At 36.4% G+C, this 19717-nt stretch carries 12 protein-coding genes; 2 read left to right on the top strand and 10 right to left on the bottom strand.

Annotated elements, in window-relative coordinates:
* Positions 1 to 242 precede the first annotated feature (242 nt).
* From ACO05S_RS02760 to clpB, 8 genes are all read right to left on the bottom strand, one after another.
* On the bottom strand, positions 243 to 1316 hold the full coding sequence (locus ACO05S_RS02760) for a [citrate (pro-3S)-lyase] ligase (protein ID WP_421920023.1): 1074 nt from the start codon (positions 1314 to 1316) through the stop codon (positions 243 to 245).
* A 181-nt stretch (positions 1317 to 1497) separates the two neighbouring features.
* On the bottom strand, positions 1498 to 2883 hold the full coding sequence (locus ACO05S_RS02765; protein WP_421920024.1) for a triphosphoribosyl-dephospho-CoA synthase: 1386 nt from the start codon (positions 2881 to 2883) through the stop codon (positions 1498 to 1500).
* A gap of 86 nt (positions 2884 to 2969) precedes the next feature.
* Complete coding sequence (gene citF, locus ACO05S_RS02770) at positions 2970 to 4529, bottom strand: citrate lyase subunit alpha (RefSeq protein ID WP_421920025.1); 1560 nt, start codon at positions 4527 to 4529, stop codon at positions 2970 to 2972.
* 68 nt (positions 4530 to 4597) lie between these two features.
* Positions 4598 to 5497, bottom strand: coding sequence for an HpcH/HpaI aldolase/citrate lyase family protein (locus ACO05S_RS02775; RefSeq protein ID WP_421920026.1), 900 nt, complete (start codon positions 5495 to 5497; stop codon positions 4598 to 4600).
* Complete coding sequence (gene citD / locus ACO05S_RS02780) at positions 5497 to 5784, bottom strand: citrate lyase acyl carrier protein (RefSeq protein WP_421920027.1); 288 nt, start codon at positions 5782 to 5784, stop codon at positions 5497 to 5499. Before citD ends, ACO05S_RS02775 begins: the two co-directional genes overlap by 1 nt.
* Before the next feature lie 1368 nt (positions 5785 to 7152).
* On the bottom strand, positions 7153 to 8586 hold the full coding sequence (locus tag ACO05S_RS02785; protein WP_421920028.1) for an ADP-dependent glucokinase/phosphofructokinase: 1434 nt from the start codon (positions 8584 to 8586) through the stop codon (positions 7153 to 7155).
* Between the two features lie 366 nt (positions 8587 to 8952).
* Positions 8953 to 10263, bottom strand: a complete 1311-nt coding sequence (locus ACO05S_RS02790) for an SPFH domain-containing protein (protein ID WP_421920029.1) — start codon at positions 10261 to 10263, stop codon at positions 8953 to 8955.
* A gap of 192 nt (positions 10264 to 10455) precedes the next feature.
* On the bottom strand, positions 10456 to 13047 hold the full coding sequence (gene clpB, locus ACO05S_RS02795; RefSeq protein ID WP_421920030.1) for an ATP-dependent chaperone ClpB: 2592 nt from the start codon (positions 13045 to 13047) through the stop codon (positions 10456 to 10458).
* 539 nt (positions 13048 to 13586) lie between these two features.
* Here clpB and ACO05S_RS02800 point away from each other — a divergent pair.
* Positions 13587 to 14000, top strand: coding sequence for an OsmC family protein (locus ACO05S_RS02800; protein ID WP_421920031.1), 414 nt, complete (start codon positions 13587 to 13589; stop codon positions 13998 to 14000).
* 174 nt (positions 14001 to 14174) lie between these two features.
* Positions 14175 to 14756: a peroxiredoxin-like family protein gene (locus tag ACO05S_RS02805; protein ID WP_421920032.1), complete on the top strand. Its 582-nt coding sequence runs from the start codon at positions 14175 to 14177 to the stop codon at positions 14754 to 14756.
* Positions 14757 to 15018: 262 nt separating this feature from the next.
* Here the strand turns inward: ACO05S_RS02805 and ACO05S_RS02810 are convergent, their stop codons facing one another.
* Complete coding sequence (locus ACO05S_RS02810) at positions 15019 to 16449, bottom strand: glycoside hydrolase family 47 protein (RefSeq protein WP_421920033.1); 1431 nt, start codon at positions 16447 to 16449, stop codon at positions 15019 to 15021.
* A gap of 187 nt (positions 16450 to 16636) precedes the next feature.
* Complete coding sequence (locus tag ACO05S_RS02815) at positions 16637 to 19654, bottom strand: GH92 family glycosyl hydrolase (protein WP_421920034.1); 3018 nt, start codon at positions 19652 to 19654, stop codon at positions 16637 to 16639.
* Positions 19655 to 19717: the final 63 nt, after the last annotated feature.

Genomic DNA, 19717 nt, shown 5'->3' on the forward strand with positions numbered 1-19717 from the left:
ATATTTGCGATAGATTTGCATTAAAAATTTGGAAAGAATAGCGGGCTATTTTGAGAAATTTTTAATGTGAAGATGTCGTAAAGAGAACTTTCCATTATGTGTTTGCCTGCTTTCGGCATAAATTTCCTCAAATCTTCTTGAAATATCCCGATATTCCTTCGAAAATTTGAGAAAATTTCTACTCAAAATCAGATCAAACTCTTAACGAATTTTACGTCGAACTCACGTTATTTAATATCAATTTAATGTCTTGTGACTGTATTCTTAATTTTTGTCCGTACTTCAATGGATTCATCCGAGAGTAAGAAATTCTTGGTTGAATTCGGAAGAAATTCCAGAACATCCTCGAGTCTATCCTCACGAATTGCTTGTCTTACTTTAGATGCGGAAATGTAATTCCCATCTCCACCGCAAGTAATTCTGGGAATTTCAAGCAAATCGACACCATTTGAGGGTAAATATTTAATCATGGCTTCGTTATAGGCTGCCGTTATCGGCGAATACATTTCCGTGCCAACATATCTTTTGTTAATGTTCAGAACAGGTACAATGTAACGCAAGAAAGTGATTACATCGAGTTCAGCTTGCTTGGCAGCAATGTCACTTTCCTTTTCCTGTTTGAGGAAGTACGATGGAAAAATTGTACCTGAAACCACATAATTTCCTCCTTTAACCATCACAAGGTTTTCTATACTGCCAAGTTCTTCTTTTATCAATCGCCATCTTATATCAAAGGTAAAAGATGAACGATCTTCCTCGACAATAAATAGATATACCAATCTATTTTCTTTGCAAGCTTTCTCGATTAGGTATTTGTGTCCTTTGGTAAACGGATTACAATTAACCACCACAGCTGCAATATCTCCAACACTTATTTCCTGTTTGATCGAACGCAAATAATTCTGATAGGTTTGAATGTTTTCGTAGCCAAATTCCAAAACAGAAAACAATGGCTCTGCAGTAGCAATCTCAGTAAAACCCAAACCTTTAAATACTTCTAAATTTCGGGGCTTGGTGTAAACAAAAATATGTTTGTGTTTCTGAATTACGATATCAATTAGGTGTGTAACAATTTGTGCAAAAGCAGCTCCTTCCCTAAATTTTGGTGCTACGGCCACATACTTTAAAACTCTTCCTTTGTAAGATCCCGTTCCAATAACTTCATCGTTTAAGTTATAAAGTATCATTGTGTAATCAACTTCATGCTGATTAAAATCGAACCCCAATGGTTCCAGAAACCTTGCCACCAATTTTATATCAAAGGGGTTTCTCAAATCCAAAGATTCTTCTCTGTAATCAGTATTCTCTACTCCCATTTTTTCGTTAGATTAAGTGTTTGTTAGTGTTTGATAGTGTGTTATATGAAAGATCAATATTATTGGATTTTGGCACAAATTCAATGTTATTGCCATATGTTTTAGAGATATATTAAAAACCATAAATCATGACAAATGTTATTTGTTTTATTGTGCAGATTTGTTATTGCTAAGATTAATTCTAATGTTTATTAGCTGTAAAGATAAAATAAGAAAGCGCTAACAAATCAGCTGACCCTCCCGGAGATATGTGATTCTTATCACAGTAAGTGATCAAATCCTGGTATAGAAATTCAAATTTCTCATCATTAAAATGTACAAAGGCATTTTGTGCCTTTTGTTTTAATTCTTCAAGTATCTCAACTCCTTTTCGATACAAAATATTACTATCATCATTATTAGCAATCAATGCCAGTAAGGCATGAGTTAAAGAACTATTCAAAGTTTTATCACTTACTTGATTGACATTAAGCAAATGCAATTCCAAAACCGGGATTGCATGCTTAAATACACAAGGCAAGCCCGCTTGAACTTCACCTCGAATGCCCATGCCTTTTTTTCCATATTTTTCAAAACAAATCTCCCCATGTGTTTGATTTTCATTGAGTATTTTTCGTCCCAACTCGCGTTCGACAAGATCACCGTTTAATACTTGAATCAGATTCACAAAAGCCCGATAGCTAAATTTTTGATTTGAGATTAGATACGCACTTATAAAAAGAGAAAAAACCAATAAGAAAATGGCTCCTTTATGGGTATTAATTCCTTTGCTTGCTCGAAACATATCATCCTCCATTAACAAACCAATGCGACGCAATTCAGGAATTGCTTTTTTTAAATCACCATCGGTAAACGTATAGCCATATTCGGCAATATCCCTAAAATAAACCGATAAAACCGATGCCGAATTAAGGAAAGTAGCAAAATCCATATCATCATGAGATCCATTTGAAAAACGATCAACCAAGCCTGGTTTTGGAGTAAGTGCCACCTCATACAAAAGGGAGTTTAATGCCTTTGAAGCAAGATCTTTACAGGTTCGTTCTCTATCAAGATTATTTAAATAAACATCAATATCAGAATCAATTTTATTACGAATATCATGGTAAGGATGATTTTTTTCGCGCATGCAAACCAGCGCAGGCTTTTCGTTACAGAAGTAACAAAGCTTGGCCTTACCTGAAGAAACCGGCTCTCCGCTTACATTTGTGATATCAACATCAAGCAATCGCCCTAAAGGGTGAGATTCTTCAAACTGTTCGGAGATCTGTTTCACCTCTTCTATTGCATAATTTTCTTCGAGAAGAGGAGTAAGAAAAAAATCGCCAGCCTCATCAGTAGCACAATATTCTGCCGATACATCCACCAATATCCTGTGTGATAACAAATGACGCGTTAGTTCTGATAACACCATTTTAAAACACAAATGGATTTTCTCATTAGATTTCGGATAGCCAGGAATATTAAGATTCAGGCTTAAGGAAGCCCTCCCCGAATTCGAAATCTCAGCTCGCAAAGCAGCTCTTTTGTCTCTGGCAGCTAATATTTTTCCTAACACTTCCTCCATTCTGTTTTTAATCTAAATATCTATCTAAAATTACACCCTAAAAGTGAAATCACAATTAGGGTGTATTTTCTTTATATCCCAATCTCTTAGGAGAGATTTTCAACATTATAAATTACATCAATGATGGTTCCATCGCGGTATTCAACCAGAGCAACAATCTTCTCTCCCAACTTCTTTTCGGCTGGAATCCCTGTCATACTATCAACTTCATCCTTAAGATTTCGAATGTCAATCACCTTAAGTCCGGCTTTTATAAGAGCCGCAGCAAGATTTGGTTTTGATGGGTTAACACATACCCCTCTTTCAGTTACAATAACATCAACACTCTCGCCGGGGGTAACCACAGTATGAACTCTATCCTTAACAATTGGTAGCCGACCACGGAACGAAGGGCAAACTACAACTGTTAGATTTGCTCCTGAAGCCGTATCGGAATGTCCACCTGATGCACCACGAATTTCACCTGATGAACCGGTAATTACATTTACATTAAAATCAACATCAACTTCCAAAGCACCAAGAACAACAACATCAAGCTTGTTGGTCATCGACCCACAGTTGTTTGGATTTGCATACTGATCGCAACTAATTTCGATATGATTTGGATTGTTCAATACCGAAGTACTTACCGCTGCATCGAAAGATTGCACATCGAAAATAGCCTGAAACAATCCTTCTTCCAGCATATCAACACCATAAGAAGTAACACCACCAATCATAAAGCTACCTTTGATCTCCTTGCGTTTCATATCTTCCCGAAGGAATTTAGCAACAGCAAGCGATGCTCCCCCAGCACCAACCTGGAACGACATTCCATCTTTAAATAGGCCTGAGTGCTCAATTACATTAGCAGCAATACGAGCAATACGCAAATCCATCGGCGATTTGGTAATACGCGTTGTACCCGATGCAATTTTACTTGCATCACCAATACTATCAACCTTTACCACATAATCAATAAAGTGTTGGCGAATGGTACTTGGCAGACAAGGATAATCAACCAAATTATCGGTTACAACAATTACATTTTTTGAGTATCTTGCATCGATATCTGCATAACCCATGGAACCAAATGCAGAAGGTCCGTGAGAACCTGTTGAGTTACCTTCCTCATCGGAAGCCGAGGCAGCCAATACCGATAAATCAGGCTTAATTCTTCCTGTTAAAAAATCGCGTACTCGTCCACCATGAGAGTGAATAATTGCAGGATATTTTAATTTCCCCATCGAAATGATCTCACCAAGTCTACCACGAATCCCCGAAGAAAAAATCTTGGTAATCATTCCTTTCTCAACGTAAGGAACCAATCCATCGTGAGCCGAAGTTAGAGATGACGAAGCCAAAGTGATATCTTTGATTCCCATTTCATCAAGAATCTTAATGGTTTGCATCAAAACACCGTCACCGCCACGCAGGTGATGGTGACATGTAAGAGTCATACCATCGAATGGCTTACACTTTTTAATTGCAGCCTCTAAACTATCGCAAAGTTTAGAAGTATGTGGTTTTTTTGCTTTAAGTGTTCTGGAAATATTTGTAGCCGGAGCTTCATCTTCAATAATGCTTTTCCAAACACCACGGAATGGCTTAAGTTCGCCAAATCCTTCTATATATTCAGGAATTTCAACTCCTAATGCATTTTTCATCAGTTTATAATTTCTTTACAGTTTCATTTTGTGTTTGTATTGCTATCAGTTGTAAAACAGAACAGCTGTTAACTCACAAGCGATTCTTCGATTTCTTTTAAATCAATATTAGCATATTCCAGCACAGTAATGGCTCTCTGAACAACCGGAGCATCTACCATTTTTCCATCAATGGCAAATACACCAATGCCTGCATTTTTATTTCGGATATATTCTGAATAAACTCTGTATGCTTTGCGCACCTCCTTTTCGGTTGGATTAAAAACTTCATGTACAGCATCCACCTGACGAGGATTAATTAATGCTTTTCCTGCAAAACCAATCTTCTTTATGTATTCTGTTTCTTCACGCAGCCCTTCTTCATCATTTACATCTGCAAAAACCGTATCAAGAACATCTAATCCGTATGCCTTTCCCGCCATAACAATGCGCTTACGTGCATAATCAATACCAACACCATCGGGAGTTTTTACAATTCCCATATCAGCAGTTAAATCCTGACCACCAATAGTAAGTGCATCAATTCTTGAATCAGCAGCTGCAATATCATAAACGTTGGCAACACCTTTTGCTGTTTCGATCATTACATGAATGGTCATCGTTGGATTCTTAATACCATGCTCTTTCTCAATTCTTCGAACCTCTTTCATGAAATCCTTAACATCCTGTACTGTTTCTGTTTTAGGAAATCTGATGTTATCAGGTTGCAATGGCACAATCTCCTCCAAATCGGCAATACCAAACGGAGTGTTCATATTATTTACACGAACACAGACCTCTGTATCGTAGAACTCGACAGTTTTAATCATATTGCGCACCAGTATTCTTGCTGCATCCTTTTGGTTCAATGCCACGGCATCCTCTAAATCTAATAAAACGGCATCGCATCCATATACTCCGGCTTGTTGAATCATTGCGGGATTATTTCCCGGAATGTACAACATCGATCTTCTTTTCTTCCTTGTCATTACATAGTACCCTCCTGAATACCTAAAGAACGTTTAACAGCAGCTTCAACTCTTGCTTTAATTGTTGGTGTAAGAGCTCCTTTATCTTTTGCAATTAAGTGAACATCTTGGATATCCAACTCATCTAATACCTGATTAATCGTAGTTTTGATATCCTCTTCGAACTGCAATATTACAGTGGAAGAAATATCAATTTGGCGGCCGGTTTTCTCTGAAATAGGTTCGATCAAGACCATTATATCGCTTGATTCGAAAGTTCCGGCTTGCGCTTTAAACTTGGGTGTCATTGTTAATGAAATTAGTTTAAATTATTCCGTAAGGATTTTTATAATTGATCATGCAAATTTTAATGTCTTTGAATAGAAATCAAAGCACTTTTAAAGATTTTTGTAGTTAATTACCTACTGTTATAAAACACAATCTGGAAACGATTGCATATCAAGACATTACCACCAAGCAAAATTGTGTAAGCACTTATATTTCTTACTACTTACTTGCTTTATAAGTATTGAATAAAGAAAGTTTATCTATCCTTATCCAACATTAAACAAAAAACTGCTTTAATTCCTCTAATCTTGCAGTTAGTCAATTTAAAAAATAGGAGTCAAAAAATAAGACTCCGCAAATGCGAAGTCTTAATTGTTAGTGATTAGTAAGTGGTTAGAATTTACAAAGCCAATAAAAAGAAAATCAATCGTGTGACTAATAAATTCTTAAATGGCAATTGTATCGTACTTTTTTAATACGACACAATAAAGTATATTTTTTTTAATTACGCAAACGTTTTCTTAAAAAATGATTTTTCAGCTTTTTATTTTTACAAATTCTTAAAAGCATCCTTGCTTGGTTAGTTTTAATTACAGATATATTTCTTCTAATGATTCTGGAACCAAGTTGATATCCTATCAGTATCTAAAAATTACACAAGCAGGATTAAAAATGCTGCAATAATCTATATCTCTATTTCTTTGCCTTAACACAGAAAAAGCACTTGAAGGCTCATTTCTTAATAAATCTGATAATAAGTTGAGTTCGTCATAAGATTTTGGATTCAAATCGCTTATACAAAAATATTAATCGAACTCAGCTTATTTCCAACAAAACGATTAATACATTTCACTTAGCGATTAATCTTTAATAAGGCTACCTCATAGCCTCATATCAGGTTCCTGTTCGTCAGTACCGGATTTTGTAGTCTCGCTTCCTTCAGTGCATACCTCACGGTAAACCACCTTGCGACTTACTAATGCTTCCCAGAGTCACCTCGGCACATAAGGGACTTACACCCTCTGGAAAATTAACATACTTAAGCTCTTTTGACTAAATATTTGCATATTTAAACTTTTTCAAGAGCTTACAAATAAGTGTGCTCTTGCTCATGCAGGGCACACACAAAACGATTAATACATTTCACTTAGCGATTAATCTTTAATTAAACCCAATATTAAGTGGCACTCCCTATATTCGCAATACATTTAAAAAATTGAAAGGTTTTAGATTAGTTTAGAATATATAATGTTAGAGTTAGCTTGAACTGTTCCACACATGCAGTTCAAAATGAAAATGAAGATAGCCCCGGAACCAACCTGGGGCTATTTTCCTTAATAAAGAATTAAAAGTTGTAATTACTGAACTACATTGACATTAATTTGAACCTATACTGCTGCAACCAATGATACCGACGAAATGGTATCACCCATTCCTACCAAACTAACTGGTTTTTCGATTAATATTGTTGGAACTGCAATTAATTCAATTACTTCGTTCGAAAAGATACCCGTAGAAAGGAAGTCATTCTCTCCAAAAATATCTCTTACAGTATTGCTTAATCCATAAAGTTCATTCAAGCCACGATCCGACACCTCATTACCTTTAGCCCACATTAATACATCCTTGCTGTTAATAGCTCCCGTACCCGCCTTTGCAGCAGCAACCATCGATGCTAACTGCATACCATTTCTGTTCTGAAGTGGAGATATTTTAAAATCCTTTTGCTGAAGAGTTACATATAATCCATACATATGCAACTGCATTCTCGTACATTTGGTATACTCATACACCTTTAGCATGCCTTTAAACAGATTGGAAGCATTGGTTTCCTGATTACACTCTTCTGCCAATTCTTCCTCTCCGATCACTTCCAGAATATCAATCAATTCTCTCTCATTAAATCCTATACTATCTACATCCTGCACCAAACTTTCGATAAGGTACTTTCTTACCAACTTATCCTGTGTGGAAGCGACCTCAAGATGCAATAAGCTATCAGCGCACGACTTTCTCCATTCTGCAATCAAACTTTTCGATAAGTCAATGCGCTCAACTCCATTTGTTCCATCAGCTAAAGTTTCACTTAGCATCTGGTAGCCAGATAAAATAATATATTGCGGATTGATGTCCTCCTTCATCATCCTTTTGCTAAAATTATCATCGATATAAAGCTTGAAGTTTAAAGGATCGTAAGTTGCAATGAACCTATTTGCTTTTGGACAGATGCAAGTTTCATTACCAATTGTAAGAGAATCTCCCTTTTCAAATTCAATAATCCAGTGGATTAGGGCATTATCATTTGTCCTATCCACCAAGGATGCTTGTTGCAACTCACCCTTTTCGTCGGTTGTTAACAAATTGGGCAAATCAAGAAACAGTTGCGCTTGCTCTTTGGGAGCCGAAGCACAATGCACATATACATTTTGAACGCCACAAACAGCCATGGCATTTGCAACAATACCACCTTGTCCTCCCATTTGCAATTTATCGTAGCCAACCTGTTTGTTCAGCCAATAAAAAACATCAACTTCTTCAATTAACCACTCCTCAGCAATTCCACCTTTAAAGCAGTGAAGAATACCTCTTATTGCATCCTCGTTTTTACTGATTGCCTTTTCTTTCTCAGATAAAATTAAATTTGTGTCAAGCCCATTGCTTTCAACCAACTTCTCTATATCTTTTCCTCTTACCTTAATAACGGCATCAACATTTGCATTAAAGGCACTAATTAAACCTTTTACTTCTCCCATCCTATCCAATTGATCGGGAGCTGTGCAATAGTTTTTAAGCCATTTAGTTTTTAATTCACTATTCGACATTTAAGATTTTTTATATTATTATTCCAATTTTTAAACGCATCGTTTAACAAGCAATTTAATGGAATAATTTTCAAATAATTATAACAGATGTAATTTTTGTTCAATTTAATTTCGCAATCGTTCGCAGAGTTTAGGCCGTCTTATTATGCAGTGAGTCTACAATTGTTTTGATAATTTTAAGTTTAGCAATTCAAAAAAATATAGGCATGGCCTTATGCTACGGCTATCTTTTTTTAAGGAAGATTAAATTCAAAAAGATAAAAGAATAACGGGCATTGCATGGTAATACTGTTATTAAATAAAAAAGCCCTCGCAATATATAATTACGAAGACTTTTTTTGAATTTTAAACTCGGAGGTAAAAGTATTATTTCTTTAATTTTGTATCCATCAATTGATTTGCCATAGCAGCTCCAATTAATGATTCAAGAGGTGTTTTTCCATTCTTGCCATCATTGCCGGTAATCATTACATCCGGGAATCTAATTTTGGCTATTTCTTTAGCAACACCAATTGCAATTTCTTTTTCTATCTGTGCTCTTTCTTGTGGTGTTAAACCTGCAGATACTAACTTCGCATTCTGATACGATTCAGCATCAGCAGCAACCTTTTTGGCTGCAGACTTCAGCTTCTCGGTTTCAAGCGCAATGGCGGCAAGGCGTTTATTTGTTTCTTCTTGTTTTAATTTTGTTTCAATGGAAATAAGCGCTTTTACCTGTTCCTTTTCCTGGGCTACACGTTCGGCTGCTTTATCTCTCTCTCCTTCTGCTACAATACGAGCTTGTGCATCTTTCGCTGTCTTGATTTTCTGTTGTTCCAATTGTCTTTTTGCCGACTCGTCGCGTTGTGCTTCTAATCGTTTTTTAAATACTGCTTCAAGGATAACATCATCAACAATTACCTGAGCTACAATAATGTTATTCTCATTAATATCATGAGGGATACGAATGAATTTTCCATTTTCATCTTTTCTCTTCTTAACCTCGTAGCGTGTTTGAATCTCTTTAATTTCACGATTACTGTCTTCAATTGATGATACAATGGTATCGCGATACTCAAGCTTCTCAACACTATAAGCACCATCTTTTAGCTGATCTTCGATAGCTACCCTAAAGTCGGATGCAGAACCAGAAATGTAATCCTGTGCTGCAAACATGTATCCAGTATTCGACACAACCTCTCGAACCGTAGGGATTAATGTGTTGTATGCTAAATTTTGTAAGGATCTAAACTCAATTGCCATTTCAATGAAAGATTCTTTATCGGTTGGTAACTGGAAACGAGTTGATAATTTAGCTGAAGCTGTAACCTGATCGATAAATCGAATCGGAATTGGATTCATCACCCCCTCAATATCATCATTCTTCTCGCCTTTACTTACAACTTTTACATCGATATACTTTTGCCAAGGGATAATTTTTGCAAATCCTCTCCACTTAATTCCCTCTGTCATTACTGCATTTTTGCTTCCATTAGGATAAACAACAAAGTACTGATATCCAGGTTCTGCCCAAAAAAATAGAAATGGCAAAAGTAGCATAATAACACCTGTTCCAATTACTCCGAGAGAGAATTTGGCTGTAAGCTTCGCAAAAGTTTGTGACTTACTTACTAACAATGGTTTCAAAAACAGCATTGCCAATCCTGCTAATACGATAATAATTCCTAGTACAATCATAAATTAATTTGGTTTAATTGATTATTAAAATTCAAGCACCAAAGTATAATTTATAATCGACAATATTGGTGTTTTTATGTTCGTTTTCGATTAAGACGATTTCTACACCGTGAAATTTGATTTTTTACATGATATTTTTTAACCATTCTTATAACAATGGTAGGCCATGATGTTTTCAAATTGATAAAACCCCTATATACTCCTAAACACCAAACCTTCATTATCTGCATCTACGAATATCTTTTGGTTGGCTGTAATTTTTTCGGATAGTATCTGCTTCGACAGTTCATTTAAAACTTGTTTTTGCAACACTCGTTTAATTGGCCTGGCACCAAATTGTGGATCAAACCCAAGCTTTCCCAGGTATTCAACTGCCGATTCACTTAAATTAATAATAATATCATTTTTAGTTAGCATTTTCTGAACAGCCATAAACTGCAACTGCACAATTCTTTTAACCTGCTCTCTATCCAGAGGAGTAAACACTATTGTTTCATCAATTCTGTTCAAAAACTCGGGTCGAATACTTTTCTTCAAAAGTTCCAGCACCTCAGTTCTGGCCTGCCACAACATTTCACCTTTATTGCTTTCATTCATCCTCTCAATTTTCTCTTGAATCAGATGAGATCCAACATTCGAGGTCATGATTACAATTGTATTTTTAAAATCAACTACCCTTCCCTTGTTGTCTGTTAGTCTTCCATCATCCAGTACTTGCAGAAGAATATTAAAAACATCGGAATGCGCCTTTTCTATTTCGTCTAATAACACAACAGAATAAGGTTTTCTTCTAACCGCTTCTGTTAGTTGTCCACCCTCATCATAACCAACATATCCCGGAGGAGCACCAATTAACCTCGAAACCGAATGGCGCTCCTGATATTCCGACATATCGATACGGGTCATCTGGTTTTCATCATCGAACAAGAATTCAGCCAATGCTTTAGCAAGTTCGGTTTTCCCAACCCCTGTTGTACCCAGAAATATAAATGATCCAATGGGTCTTTTTGAATCCTGCAATCCGGCTCGGCTTCTGCGCACAGCATCAGAAATAGCAGTGATCGCTTCCTCTTGCCCTACAACTCTTTTGTGTAGCTCTTCCTCCAGCGACAACAACTTTTGCCTCTCGCTCTTCAGCATCCTGCTAACAGGAATACCTGTCCAACGCGAAACAACCTCAGCAATATCATCATTTTTAACTTCTTCTTTGATCAGAGCATCAGAATTCTGATTCTGCTTAAGCTTGTCATTTAGACGATCAATTTCTTCTGCAACTTCTTTCAACTTGCCATATCGAATTTCTGCTACCCTTCCATAATCTCCCTCACGTTCGGCTTTTTCGGCATCATATTTAAGAGCCTCCATCAACTCCTTGTTCTTTTGAATTCCTTCGATCACTTCACGTTCAGCCTCCCATTTGGCTCGATATTTTAACCGTTCATCGTTTAATTCTGCAATTTCCCTGGCCAACTCATCTTGCTTTTTCGAATCTCCTTCACGCTGAATGGCCAATTTTTCAATTTCCAATTGCTTGATTTTTCTCTCAATCTCGTCTAATTCTTCAGGCAAGGAGTTCATTTCCAAACGAAGTTTTGCAGCTGCCTCATCAATCAGATCAATTGCCTTATCCGGAAGGAAACGATCCGAAATATAACGTTGAGACAATTCTACTGCTGCAATAATTGCTTCATCTCGAATTTGAACCTTATGATGATTTTCGTAGCGTTCCTTTAATCCTCGAAGAATAGAAATGGCACTAAGCGTATCAGGTTCATCAACCATGACTTTCTGAAAACGACGTTCTAGTGCTTTGTCCTTTTCGAAATACTTTTGATACTCACTCAAAGTGGTTGCACCAATTGCACGCAAATCGCCACGAGCCAAAGCTGGTTTTAAGATATTGGCAGCATCCATAGCCCCTTCTCCTTTTCCCGCTCCTACCAAGGTGTGAATTTCATCGATGAAGAGTACAAGCTCCCCATCCGATTCAACAACCTCTTTCACTACCGATTTCAAACGCTCTTCAAACTCTCCTTTGTATTTAGCTCCGGCTACCAATGCCCCCATATCCAAAGAAAATATCTTCTTATTCTTTAGGTTTTCAGGAACATCACCTTTAATTATGCGATGAGCCAACCCTTCAGCTATAGCTGTTTTTCCAACTCCCGGCTCACCAATCAGTATAGGATTATTTTTGGTTCTACGCGATAAAATTTGTAGAATTCTTCTTATTTCCTCATCCCTTCCAATTACTGGATCCAATTTCCCATTTCTTGCTCTTTCGTTTAGATCCACCGCAAAACGACTCAACGAATTAAAGGTATCCTCAGCGGTTTGAGAATCAACTTTTGCACCTTTTCGTAAATCTTTAATTGCAGCAGAAAGATCCTTTTCGGTAATCCCATTATCCTTAAAAAGTTGAGCAATCTGATCCTTCCCGCTTAAAAGGGAAAGCATTATATGCTCTATGGAAACAAACTGATCGCCCATTTTACCTGAGACACTTACTGCATTTTGCAACACAGCACTCGACTCTCTCGACAAGAAAGGTTCGCCTCCAGTTACCGTAGGCAAAGATTCAAGAATTTTGTCAAGAACCGCATTGAAATTCTGTAGGTTGACACCCAGTTTATTCATTAAAAATACAGCTAGATTTTCGCCTTCCGCCATGATCCCTTTCAACAAGTGAGCAGTTTCGATGGCCTGTTGCTGATTTCCCTGAGCAATCTGAAATGCTTTTTCGATTGCCTTTTGCGATTTAATTGTGAAATTATTGAAGTTCATATTGCATTTGATTTTTAGTCCTTTTTATACTCCATCCGTTTTCAATTCATTTGCCATTTCTTAAAAACTGAAACATTGTCCGCTTACATGCAAAATATACTGTCAACTTGTCATGCCATTGTGGGTTTTCCTGAATAATTTTCATCCGTTTATAATCTTTTCCATTTGTTAGATGAAAGCCGCAAGATCAAAATAATCATTATCTCATGTGTCTTTAACAATGCTCGTTTCATACTACACCAAATTAATTTTAAACAAACCCAATACATCAGAATGCATTTGAACCGAGCTTGATAAAAAATATGCGTCCCAAGAAATCAGTTTTATACCAGCTTTGCTTTAAAAAACCTGAAAGAATATCGAGATATTTTGAACAAATTTTAATCTAAAGACTGGGTGAAGGTGATTTTGCGAAGCATTTTACAAGTTTGGGCATAAATTATTTCAAAGTCCCTGCAAACTGTGAGTATATTTTTAATCGAACTCGGGTTTGTATATATTTACCATGTAAAATTTAAACACACTCAAAAAAATACAATATGAAAGCAACAACAACTTGGACAAAAGGAATGTCATCGATAATTACAAACAACAGAGGTCACGAAATTACTATAGATCTGCCGGAAGCAAAAGGTGGAGACGATCTTGGTGCAACAGCCTTTGAAGTTTGCCTGATGAGCTACTCGGGATGTGTAAACACCATTTTTAATGTTGTGGCCAAAAAGATGCGCATTGAATTTAATTCCTTAATTGTAGATACAATCGGATCACAAAAAGACGGAGCACCTACTTTCACTGATCTTGAAGTTGAACTAAAAATTGATTCTAAAGCCAGCGATAACAAAATCGAGAAGTGTCTTCAGCAAACCTTAAAAATGTGTCCTGTTGGGGTTCTTTTCCACCAAGCTGGTGTAAAAACAACTTATAAAATCGAGAAATTTCAAAAAGCGTAAACCTGCTTTACAACTCATAATTCATTAAACCCCTTGCCATTTGGTAAGGGGTATTTTTTGAATTCATTTTTAGCTTAAGCTTTTAACACATCTTTAACACCTGTTAGAACGTCTTACCGCTAACACTAAAAAAATAAAAGACTAATTTGTGTTTTATTTAAAAATTGATAAATCATGAAAAAGTTAATTGGATTATTAATACTACTAATCAGTTTTACAAGCTACGGTCAAAGAGAAAATAGTACGGTTAAAGTTGGCGATAAAGCACCAATGTTTAAGGCAAAAGATCAGCATGGAAATGTTGTGAAAAGTTCTGATATTTTAAAAAATGAGCAATTGATTGTTGTGTTCTACCGAGGCCAATGGTGCCCATTGTGTAACAAACACCTTTCTCACCTTCAAGATCATGTTGAAGATTTTAAACAAGCAGGTGCGCAATTGCTTGCAATATCTCCTGAAGTTCCGGTAAACGTAAGCAAAACAGTAAAAAAAACAAATGCCCATTACCCCATTTTGTATGACAAAGACAGTAAAATTATGAAAGAATATGCTGTTGAATTTATGCTCCCTGAAAATCTGCAAAAGAAATACAAAGGGTATGGAATAGATTTAACTGTAGCAAATGGAAACAACGACCAATTACTACCCGTACCCGCGACTTACATCATTGGAAAAAACGGAAAAGTGAAATACGTTCACTACGATCCTGATTACAAGAACAGATCAAATGCCGAAGATATTTTGAAGCATTTGTAACCACCTAAATTCGATTCTAATTTTTGAATTCTGAATACCAATTAAGTGCAGAAATACAAATGTAAAAGGCCGAAAGGAGCGCCAAGTCTAATAAAACCAAGCACTGGGAAAAGCAAAAATCCAGACCTGAGAGTCTCATTCAAAATGAGACTCTCAATGGTTTATACCCTCACTCAAGAAAAAGCATCAAACACCTTTGAGATGATAGACTTGTTCTCGTTGCAAGATTTGTATTGATTTGTATGCCAGCAAAATTCTTTTTTTACTCCAATCCCAGATTCGTTTTTACCTTCGCAGAATCAAAAGAATTTTTAGCAAAAGGATGAGCCTCTGTATTAAAAACATAATCATCTAAATTAAATACGCCGGTTTCTTTTGTGAAAGTCAGGTACAAGTACTTTAATGTTTCTGCAAAAAAGAATGTTGGCATATAATCTTTTTTCTCCATGGTTCTCACATCTTCAACTGATGAAAAAGCTATTTCGGTTCTACAATATTTTTTGATATCCGACCAATACTGATCAACCATGTTGTAAAACTTTTTCTTGCCAGTAATGTGATACAAGTAATAAGCCGACTCGATAATTTCAGGATTTAGATCATATACAGGATATGTAGGTTCTTCTTGTTGATAATCGTAAATCATTGGTTCCAATCCGTATTTATTCCAAAGTTTGTTCCATGTATCCTGAGTTTTTTCAGCTCTTCTCAAATCTCCATTTAAAGCAAGAATAGATTGGAAAAATGCGTCATACAAAGTAACCACCTTCGCCAACTGACGTCCCGTATGTGGATCGATACAATCTCGTTTGGCAGTATTCATATTAACACGACCATACCACAAAGTTTCTTCCGATTCATCAGCAACATAATTATTAATGGCCTTAATACTTTCATCCCACATTTTTTGCGAATCTTTATCTCCAAACAACAGCATACTTTTGTACAGATACTCATAGTATGAATCGGCTCCCGAACAAATGTGAGAATGATCATTTAACCACTCACCAGTCTCCACATCAATTAAATCGGCCACAAGATTAATGTCAGAGCGGCGCTCCCAAATGGCCATATTTGCTTTCTTAGCAGTTTGATAATAAATCGGGTCTCCGGTATAATAACTTAATATCCCCAACTCAAGCATATAAGAAGCTGCTTCGGCCAAGTTAATCTTGCTCCCCTTTGTTTCCCCCGTTTTTAGGTTTACCCAGTAATAAGGCAATCCTGTAGGCGAATCAAAGGCTTTTAGCATTCTCTTCCCAAAATCCTCAGCCTTTAATAAAAGCTTTGGATCGTATGTATATTCATACATCGCAAGTAAACCACCCATAATTCGGATATTTACCTCAAAAGTTTTCACGAACAAATCTTTGTCCCAACTAATACTATCAATCACATATTTCTCAACTTCTTTAGCCTGCTCGTCCAACCCCATTACTTTCATTGTACTATAGGCATCAATTGGTGAAATATGCAAGGATTCTTTATACCAATTCTGATAAGATTTAGATAAAGGCAGTAACACATCATGCCCCCATGCATATTTTTTGTATGCCTCCCAGCTTCGCACAAATTCCATTTTTACTTCTTCGGCCAAAGGATTCATCTTTATTTCGTCCTTTTTAGCTTGTTTGGCTTGACAAGCTGAAATAACCAAAGCAATCATTCCGATTAAATAACTTAGCTTTTTCATGATATTTAAACTTTTCTTAGTTGTGGTATATTCCAAACAATTGGAGACTCGTTTTTAATAAAAACTGGTAATAAATCAGATTACAATAATCATAAACCAATCGAGCTGAGAATTTAAATTTTGCCGATTAAATTTTATTTAATTCCCAATTAATTCCGGAAAGATCAAAATATTTGATGTTAATCAGTTAATTGATTAGGATTTCATCCACAAAAATCCAATGCTTTCTACCTCCTGCCATATGCCAATCGGGAATTGGCCCATTCTTAAATTTCACTTTAATGAATCTACATTTTACTGCTTGGAATTGAATTGATGGTCTTACAATAAATCTGCGTTCATCTTCGGGAGAGTCCATGCTAATATTTTTTATCAAATGATAGTTTTCCTGATCGTTAGAAACGTAAACTTCAATCTTATTAGGATTAAAAATCCATGCCCCCGGATAAATTAAAATTCCTGGTTTAACTTCTGAAATACTTCTTGTTGTACCAAGATCAATATCAACATTCATATCCTTTAAGTCAATCCCGGTCCAGAAACCATCGTTAAAAGTGGTCGAACCAAATCCTCCATCCAATAACAAAACACCTGTTTTATTCCCATAGCCAATATCATTGCCTTCAACAGTTACTTTTGGATAACCAGTCTCGGCATTAAATGGGATTCCCTTTAAATACTGTACTATAAAAGTTCCACTTTCTTTCAAGCCTTTTTTAAATGCTTTAGCCTTTACCATCGCATCTTTTCGAATTTGTACAGGATGTTCATATTTTTGAGATTTCAGATTCGGTTCAGATCCATCGATGGTATATCTAATTTCAGCTCCTTCAGTATTGCATAACAGCTCAACCCATTTACTTTTTTCGAAACTAAAGGTAGAGTCATTGCTGTAAGGCATTAACACCTGTTTTTCTTCATGAAGCTTATAATCATCCAAGGATTTCATCCCGTACATTTCTTCCAAATCAGCCTTAGCATTACCCCAATTCTTATTGGGTTGATTGCCCATTTCAAAAACCAATTCTCCTCCATTTTTTATTTGTTGATATGTGATAAATGGCTTAGTGTATTCTTCACCATTAAATTTTGCAGATTGTATGTAAACATTCTGATCGGAATTGTTTTTTGCTACAACTGTAAACACATTGCCATTTTCAAGATTGATACTAGCTTTTTGATATGCGGGCGAACCAACCTGATACTGGTTGCTTCCCGGACAAACCGGATAAAAACCTAATGCGCCAAAAATATACCAAGACGACATTTGGCCTAAATCATCATTATTATTTAAACCTGCCGGATGATCATGATAAAAACGAGTAAGTATTTCTCTTACTCTTTTTTGAGTTTTCCACGGCTGGCCAGCATGAACATACAAATAAGGCATCTGGTGCGATGGCTCATCACCATGCCCATATTTGCCAATAAAACCAGAAATATCTACATGCTGCGAACCTCCAATCTCTGTTGTATCTGTAAATATTTCGTCCAACCATGAAGCAAACTTGTGGTATCCTCCATGCAAGCGAATTAAATAGCCCATATCATGCGGTACATATGAAGAATATCCCCAAATGTTTCCGGATACATAGTTATGCACCAGTCCGTCCCATTTGCTCATATCCACCTCAACCAATTTCCCATTCTGAAGTTTTGGCAGCAGATAGCCCGACTTCCTATCAAACAAATTTCTATATCCTTTCGATCTTTGCCTGAACAAGTGCATATCATCATTTTTAGCAAGCTTACGAGCTACTTGACTGATACACCAATCGTAATAATTGTATTCTGTTGTTTTCGAAACAGAGCTACCAATTTTGCCTGGTACAAAATCCATTTTGATATAGTAGTTCATTCCATTAACATCGTAGGTATTGCTATGCTTTTCCAGATTGAAAGCAGCTGCTCTCATTGCATTATAAGCCGCCTGATAATCAATGCCGGGTATATCTTTCATTATGGCATCGGTTATTACAGAAACGGTGCTATAACCAATCATACAAACATTATCGTGTCCCAAACATTCCCACACAGGCAATCCCACCTTCGAATCGGAATGCCTTGATGCAAGAGAGTTCACAAAATCTGTAGTCTTTTCTTGCTCAATAATTGCCATTAGTGGATGAACAGCACGATAAGTATCCCATGTAGAAAAATTACTATACTGGTTAAAATCTGAGTGATAAACTTCTCCTTCCACAACATATTCGCCCGTAACATCAGATATTAAGTTTGGAGAAATCATGGAATGATAAAGAGCTGTATAAAAATTCCTTTTATCGGATATTTTATCGGTTTCGATATGCACTTTATTCATTTTTTCTTCCCACAAATTCTTAGCTTTAGCCCATACCTGATCAAAAGTAATACCTACTGCCTCGGCATCAAAGTTTGCCTTGGCTCCTGCGTAGCTTACGTGCGATAGTGCCACTTTCACATTCACTTTTTCTCCTACTTCCAACTTAAAGCTTACAAAAGCTTTTACTTTTCTGTTGGTAACTTTCGAAAGCGATTTTTGAATAGTATCATTAATGGCTACTCCACTTTTTTCGAATGGTTTAGAAAATTTAGCATAGAAATACACCTTTCTGTCTCCTCCTTCTCCATTGCAATGTTTCCAACCACGAATCTCGGTATCCGACAAAATTTCCACTTCTGTTTCCATCACATTTTCCATGATGTTGTGTGTAGGATCAATGATTACATTGCCTTGTCCGGCAGAATTAAAAGTGTACCTGTGAAATCCAACTCTTGGCGTACAAGTCAATTCTACTTTCACATTGTAATCATCCAAAACAACCGAATAATATCCGGCAGTAGCTTCTTCCCTATCGTGCGAAAACCTCGAACGAAAACCACTGTCAGGATCTTCTTCTGTACCCGGTTTAATTTTTAGCTGACCATAAGTTGGCATCAACAGAATATCGCCTAAAGCTGCCAACCCAGCACCACTGATATGAGTATGTGCAAAACCTTTTAAAATTGTGTCGCTATAGTGGTAGCCCGAACACCAATCCCATTCTTTAAAATCGTTGCTGGGACTAAGCTGAACCATTCCAAAAGGCAATGTTGCACCCGGAAAAGTATGGGCGTGTCCATCAGTTCCAATCATAGGATCAACAAATTGGATTAAATTTTCATTTTGCGCATACATTTGTAATGCGATAATTACACTTAGAAGAATTAGGATGTATTTTTTCATCAGTTTAATTTTTTTCAGTTGTAAGATGGAAGCCACAAGATCAAAAATATCATTACCCCGTAT

It is taken from the genome of Marinifilum sp. (assembly GCF_965230805.1).
Classification (GTDB): Bacteria; Bacteroidota; Bacteroidia; order Bacteroidales; family Marinifilaceae; genus Marinifilum.

Excerpts from the sequence above, each read along its gene's own strand:
- ACO05S_RS02760 (WP_421920023.1), bottom strand. The coding sequence starts at position 1,316 with ATGGGAGTAGAGAATACTGATTACAGAGAAGAATCTTTGGATTTGAGA.
- ACO05S_RS02765 (WP_421920024.1), bottom strand. The coding sequence starts at position 2,883 with ATGGAGGAAGTGTTAGGAAAAATATTAGCTGCCAGAGACAAAAGAGCT.
- citF (WP_421920025.1), bottom strand. The coding sequence starts at position 4,529 with ATGAAAAATGCATTAGGAGTTGAAATTCCTGAATATATAGAAGGATTT.
- ACO05S_RS02775 (WP_421920026.1), bottom strand. The coding sequence starts at position 5,497 with ATGACAAGGAAGAAAAGAAGATCGATGTTGTACATTCCGGGAAATAAT.
- citD (WP_421920027.1), bottom strand. The coding sequence starts at position 5,784 with ATGACACCCAAGTTTAAAGCGCAAGCCGGAACTTTCGAATCAAGCGAT.
- ACO05S_RS02785 (WP_421920028.1), bottom strand. The coding sequence starts at position 8,586 with ATGTCGAATAGTGAATTAAAAACTAAATGGCTTAAAAACTATTGCACA.
- ACO05S_RS02790 (WP_421920029.1), bottom strand. The coding sequence starts at position 10,263 with ATGATTGTACTAGGAATTATTATCGTATTAGCAGGATTGGCAATGCTG.
- clpB (WP_421920030.1), bottom strand. The coding sequence starts at position 13,047 with ATGAACTTCAATAATTTCACAATTAAATCGCAAAAGGCAATCGAAAAA.
- ACO05S_RS02800 (WP_421920031.1), top strand. The coding sequence starts at position 13,587 with ATGAAAGCAACAACAACTTGGACAAAAGGAATGTCATCGATAATTACA.
- ACO05S_RS02805 (WP_421920032.1), top strand. The coding sequence starts at position 14,175 with ATGAAAAAGTTAATTGGATTATTAATACTACTAATCAGTTTTACAAGC.
- ACO05S_RS02810 (WP_421920033.1), bottom strand. The coding sequence starts at position 16,449 with ATGAAAAAGCTAAGTTATTTAATCGGAATGATTGCTTTGGTTATTTCA.
- ACO05S_RS02815 (WP_421920034.1), bottom strand. The coding sequence starts at position 19,654 with ATGAAAAAATACATCCTAATTCTTCTAAGTGTAATTATCGCATTACAA.